Raw genomic sequence first — 5694 nt, forward strand, 5'->3', positions numbered from 1 at the left:
CAGGTTCTATTTGAAACCATTATCATGTCTTCCCAAATCCCCGCTTCCACAGGAGCCGATGCCGTCGATGCCGCAATTGCAAAAGGACTCGATCTCGATGGTAGTCCCATTCCCGAAGCTAAGCTCGAACTCTACAAACGAGTCATGGCGCTTGAAGGTCAACGGCAACGCAGCGGTGTCAGTAATACGATGCGATCGCGAATCGTCCGCATCGGAGCCAAGCATCTCGGGCAAGACGAGCTAAACCAAATGTTACTCGATGCCGATTTCGTTCCCCTCAAAGACAAAGAAGTGGCATTCTACTACGGCGACAAGTAGTCTCGATTGCCAACCGCCATCATCCTTCAATTCGGCATAACAGACGAACGAGATGCTGTCCGAAAGGGGAAAGGGGTAAAAAAGAGAGTGAATGGTGAATGATGGTCTGTCGAGGTTCGATCGATGCGTCGCTCGCAAACATCTTGCTCCCGTCTCCCATCTGATGGAGTCCCCCTTTCTTGAACTTCGATCGCCTGAGTCCGAGCGATCGGTATTTAACCGAACTCACTCTTAGGCGGGTTTCCAAGTACCGTGATAGCCGATGGGGATAATTCCCGGTAGCGCGAGTTTGCAGGCGGGTTCGCCATCGAGTCTTTCGGCATCGAATACCCACACTTCGCTTTTGTTGCGATCTCCGTCGAACACCACCGTCAAGATCCAACCGCGATCGGGATTTTCGGCATCGGGAGCGTAAATTGGCTCGGTGGGATAATGGTTTTTGCCCATCTCCACGATGGTGGCTTTCCCGGTGCGATAGTCGAATCGGGAGATCGTCCCCCATAAGTCTCGGGAAATATCGGCTCCCGGTCTGAAGGTGGAAAGATACGTATACCGCGAGTGTTGTCCAACTTCATGAGGGGAAACCACCGGAAATTCTCCACCCAAAGGCAGGACTTCCACCATTTCCATAACTTTCGCCGACTTGGGATCGATCCGGAACTGCCATAGGGTTCCCGGTGCGGCGGTTTTGATATCGAGCAAGCCAACTTCTTTGAGATAGTCGTTTGTTTTAAAGTCTTCGTAGCGCACCATATCCCCAACGATCGATCCATCGGTATCCACGTACCCATTACCGAAATGCCACAAATACCACGGATCGGTTTGGCTGCGACTCACCACCTTTAACGTTTCGCGATCGAGTATTAAAATCTGAGTCCCCAACTCCGGTTGCCAGGAGAGACAATCGCTAAAACTTTTGCGGTGCGTAACGATGGGAATGGGATTGAGCCGCACGGGACAGATGAAGAAAACCAGATAGCGTCCGGCGATAATGAAGTCGTGAACGATGGGCAAACAACCCAAATCGATCGCCGTTTGTTGCTCGATACGTCCCGTCGGGTTGCTGCGATAGACATTGAGCGTGGCACTCATGCCATAGGTCAGACCGAAGTTGTAGATCTCGCCAGTTTGCCAGTCTCGCTTGTAATGAGCGGCATAGGGTTGATGTTCTTGGAGTTCTCCGAGGGTTTCTTGGCCTCGGGTTTCTAAGGTTTGCGGATCGAGGACGTAGGGATGTCCTTGATCCCACAATGCCAGCACGCGATCGGAGAGTGCCAGAGCGGAAACGCTTGCCGGGTTCTTGAGAAGCTGGCGCACGGGTTTGAGCATCGATAGCAGTTTGGGTTTTGGCGGAACCATACCGTAACTGCCGCAGGTGAGGGTTCGAGCGCGTTGGTCTGCAAGGTAACTTTGAGTTTGGACGAAGCGATAGACTCCCGTTGCGCCATCATCTTTGAAATGTACGCCCAACATGGCTCCGTCACCATCAAACCAATGCCCCACGCGTCGTCCTCCTCGTTCTAAACGAGCAGGTCCGTTGCGGTAGAGAGAACCTCGCAAACCTGAAGGAACTTGACCGGAGACAACTTTTAGGGGGGTGGGTGCAAACTCAACGCCGGTATGTCCGACGGCTTTTTTCCAAGCTTGATTGGGTGCGGGATCTGAATTAGATCGAAGTACGGGATCGATTGCCTGCATAGATTTGTGTCTGGGAAATGTTGCAATTGGTGTGACTATGTGTGGACGACCCAGTGACAATATATCCTCGGGTATTATTTTTCGATCTCTGCTGTCGAGATTCAGATGGCAGCCAATAGCATCCCAAGGGGCTTTTTTTGATGATTGATGATGTTCGATCGAGTCAATCCAATCACATCTGACTCAATGCGTCTGTAAAGCGCCACCAGGTCGAGTTAGGCATACACTTAAAAGGTTCGCTTAAAAGATGCACTTATCCGGAAAAAATTAACGTATCGGTAACGAAACTGCCATATTATTTTTTGTATTATAGCGCCACTTACGAAATTTCACGGTGATGTTAACCCCTATGGTTTAAAGATTTTTGGGGTTGTTTCGCATTACTTTGCATAAATCTCGAAAGACCTTCGTATAATTACGTATTTTTTGTAAAGATAAAATTTTAGATCGAAATAATACGAACTAAAATCGCGAGAATACAAATTGTCTTTCGAGATCGAGCTGTCTTATACTTTTTATTTGTGAATTTATCTCGAAGCACTTTAAAATGGTACTTTTCAGATATTTATATCTCTGAATTCAAAAATAATGCGATTTAGTATGCCTGTAAAAATACTGAGTCCTTGAAAAATAATTAGATAAAATAAAGTAGAATCACTGAATTGCTATCTCTTATCAGAAAATACTCATAAAACTGATTGATTTTCTCCAAAACTTTAACCTTCCTATATTTTTAAAATTGATTTCAAATTCTTCTTCCTTATCGTTCTGTTTTCCCGCTCTCCAATTGGCTGTCAACTTGAGCAATTGTGTTAGGAGTATGCCAGGATAACCGCCATCAAGCCCGTGAGGACTCGTGATTGCCCTCTTGTCTGCCGTGGGTTTGGGAGAGATCGATCGACTCCGGGTTTTCGCCATCAGTAATGGGGGTATTGACAAAAGACTCCAGACACGAATCGAACGGTTCTTGATGAGACGATTGCTGTATCTACGTTTTGGAGATCGCAGAATCGGTGACAAAATTGTCTGGAATGCCCAGCATTTTGGGCGCTCGATCGCCTAACTTTCCAAGTCACGTCCAGACGACGACCTGAAGTTGAAACCACCCCAATATCAGCGCGCCTCTACAGATGGTGGTTCGAGTCGGAATCTACGTAAGTCCGAGTCATGCAACAAACAGACAAAAAACGATCCTTGGCGGTCGCCAAGAATCGTTACGATGGCATTGTCGGTGATTGAGAGCTATTGCAAAACCTCGGGTGCTCTCCCACTCCAGAGAGCTACCGGAAGAAAACGCAACTCAAACTCGTGAATTTTCCTGAGCACCCAATAAATCTTGAATCGCTTGATGTTCCGTTGGGGGTTCCATGGGCAGAGATTGACGCGCATCGGTGATCAACCAGTCGAGAGCAGCCGCTTGTACGTCGATGGTGTTGCCCGTTTTGTCCACGCAGTAACGCCCGAACACCAGCTTATCGACTAAGCGCACCCCAGGTCCGAGACGGGAATACTCAAAAATGACGCTGTTATCCACTGTCGCATTCCCGCAAATACAGCAGTTGGGACCGATCATCGCCGGACCGATAATTTTCGCGCCATCTTCGATGCGAGTCATCGCGCCGATATATACCGGACCTTGGATATCCACTTTGTCCCAGTTCACGGCCACATTCAAACCGGCATGGACGTTGGGAGCCACTTCCTTGCCGGGAACGGCGACATTTTTGACCTGCCCCAGAAGCACACTGCGAATCGCTCGCCAGTAGTCGGGAACTCGACCGATATCTACCCACTGGAAGTCCATCGTCAAACCGTAGAACGGTGCATCCATTTCTACGAGTTGGGGGAATAGATCGCCACCGATATCGTATTCGCGACCGGAGGGGACGTATTCGAGGACTTCCGGCTCGAAAATATAAATTCCTGTATTGATATTAGTACTGAGTGCCTCTTCCACAGAGGGTTTTTCTTGGAAAGCTTTAATGCGATCGTTTTGGTCGGTGACGACGACCCCATAGCTGGGAACCTCTTCTTTGGGCACCGATTTCATAATCACCGTGGCAATCGAGCCTTTCTCTTTGTGCCACTTCACCGCAGCAGATAAGTCCAGGTCGATGAGGGCATCTCCGCATAAGACGATAAAGGTATCGTCAAAAAACGGCGAAAAGTCTTGAATTCGCTTCATCCCACCAGCCGAACCGAGCGCTTCTCCTATCAGTTCGCCATCGGAAATTCGACCTTCAAACGAATAACCGATCTCAACGCCAAATCGCTGACCGTCACGGAAGTAATTTTCGATCTCGTCTGCCAAGTGGCTGACATTGACCATAATTCGATCGAATCCATGCTGGCGCAGCAATTCCACCAAAAATTCCATCACTGGCTTTTGCAGGATCGGAATCATCGGTTTGGGAATTGTATATGTAATCGGGCGGACGCGGGTTCCTTTCCCTGCCGCCAAAATCATGGCTTTCATACGTTTTACCTATTCAACCCTCGGCACGCTTTTCTGTTGGGAAACAGTCTTCCCAGTGTTAATCTAACTTACATCTGTTGATTCTAGCGTTGACGATCGAACGCTGTCTTTCAACGATCTGCACCTGCACCCTTGAGGGGGAGCATATTTGCGAAAAAGCAAAAGTGGGTGAGGGTCATCATCTCACAAAATTTCAACTCTTTATCTCTTTACTCTTTACCTTTTTACACATTCACCCTGCCTGTGCTGAAGTGCGATCGTCTTCGAGGGTGAGGCGAATGTTGATATCTTGGTAAAACTCTTCTTGCTCTAATTCCACTTTGGATTGGGAGGAAAGTAACAGCAAAGCCCAGAAAAGTGCGACTCGATCGCTCGTTTCTGATTTATGGAGGGAGGGCGGTACCGTGGGAGTCCACATTGCTAGCAGTTCTTCAAAAGGCAACCACTCGCGCTCCGAGCAAAACTCCGATCGCCGATCGCGCAAAAATTGTTCCAACTCCGTCGCCATTTCCGTTAGGTTTTCTTGGTGGGCGAGTTGGGTAATATCGCGAGCAGCTTTCGATTTGGCTTGCCGCAGAGCGCGACGGGAGCGAGAACGACGCAGAGGTTCGGCAAGCGTTGTTGCCATCACTTGCAGCTGATCGATCATCTCCTGGAGGGTGACGCGGCGTTTGCGGGGGGGAGGTGCCACCGCACGGCGATGCAACTGTTCTTCGAGCTTCAGGGGCAAGGTGGCAATCGCATCTCGGGCTTCCTCGAACCATTCCTCGGCATCCTCAAGACCCGGTTCGTCGTTTTCGGAGGTCGATTGCAGCAAACTATCGGCTTTGAGCAAGACTAGCATCGAGGCATAGAGAAAAGCTTGACCCGAGCGCGACAAATCTGCATAGTAGGGACTCGTTCCTACCTCCGGCACGGGGTTGAGTTCGGCCAAATAGCGATCGACGACTTCAATAACTTTCACATTCCAGGGATCGATTTCTCCCCGTTCGGCGAGATCGATGAGCACGGAGATCGCATCTTGAGCCAGAGAAAGGGTCATATCCAGTTCGGTTGCTAATGGCCAATGGGGTGTGAGAAAGCTGGGGCTTGAGAAAAGGGGTAAAGGGCAAAAAATCGTGCCATCTCAAATCTAAAACGTTCCCCGTCTGGCGGAGTTCTCCTCAAGTTACCTCAAACTGACCCCTTTGAAAAACTCGTTC

General features: G+C 49.2%; 5 protein-coding genes. 2 read left to right on the forward strand and 3 right to left on the reverse strand.

Annotated features, from left to right (window positions below; genetic code table 11):
* Positions 1-24: 24 nt before the first annotated feature.
* A complete protein-coding gene (locus IQ235_RS17050; protein WP_264322631.1) occupies positions 25-318 on the forward strand; it encodes a small RNA NsiR4-regulated ssr1528 family protein in 294 nt (97 codons plus the stop codon).
* Positions 319-549: 231 nt separating this feature from the next.
* Here IQ235_RS17050 and IQ235_RS17055 read toward each other — a convergent pair whose 3' ends face one another.
* Positions 550-2016 carry a carotenoid oxygenase family protein gene (locus IQ235_RS17055; protein ID WP_264322627.1) on the reverse strand — a complete coding sequence of 489 codons (1467 nt, stop codon included), beginning with the start codon at positions 2014-2016 and terminating at the stop codon, positions 550-552.
* Positions 2017-2872: 856 nt separating this feature from the next.
* Between IQ235_RS17055 and IQ235_RS17060 the strand changes: the two genes are divergently transcribed.
* Positions 2873-3079 (forward strand): hypothetical protein, encoded by a 207-nt coding sequence (locus tag IQ235_RS17060; RefSeq protein ID WP_264322628.1) that lies wholly within the window; start codon positions 2873-2875, stop codon positions 3077-3079.
* A gap of 237 nt (positions 3080-3316) precedes the next feature.
* On the opposite strand, the gene IQ235_RS17065 is transcribed toward IQ235_RS17060, so the two are convergent.
* Together IQ235_RS17065 and IQ235_RS17070 are read right to left on the reverse strand one after the other, a co-directional pair.
* On the reverse strand, positions 3317-4492 hold the full coding sequence (locus IQ235_RS17065; RefSeq protein WP_264322629.1) for a nucleotidyltransferase family protein: 1176 nt from the start codon (positions 4490-4492) through the stop codon (positions 3317-3319).
* Positions 4493-4724: 232 nt separating this feature from the next.
* Positions 4725-5534 (reverse strand): segregation/condensation protein A, encoded by an 810-nt coding sequence (locus tag IQ235_RS17070; RefSeq protein ID WP_264322630.1) that lies wholly within the window; start codon positions 5532-5534, stop codon positions 4725-4727.
* Positions 5535-5694: the final 160 nt, after the last annotated feature.

Source organism: Zarconia navalis LEGE 11467, assembly GCF_015207075.1.
Taxonomy (GTDB): domain Bacteria; phylum Cyanobacteriota; class Cyanobacteriia; order Cyanobacteriales; family Geitlerinemataceae; genus Zarconia; species Zarconia navalis.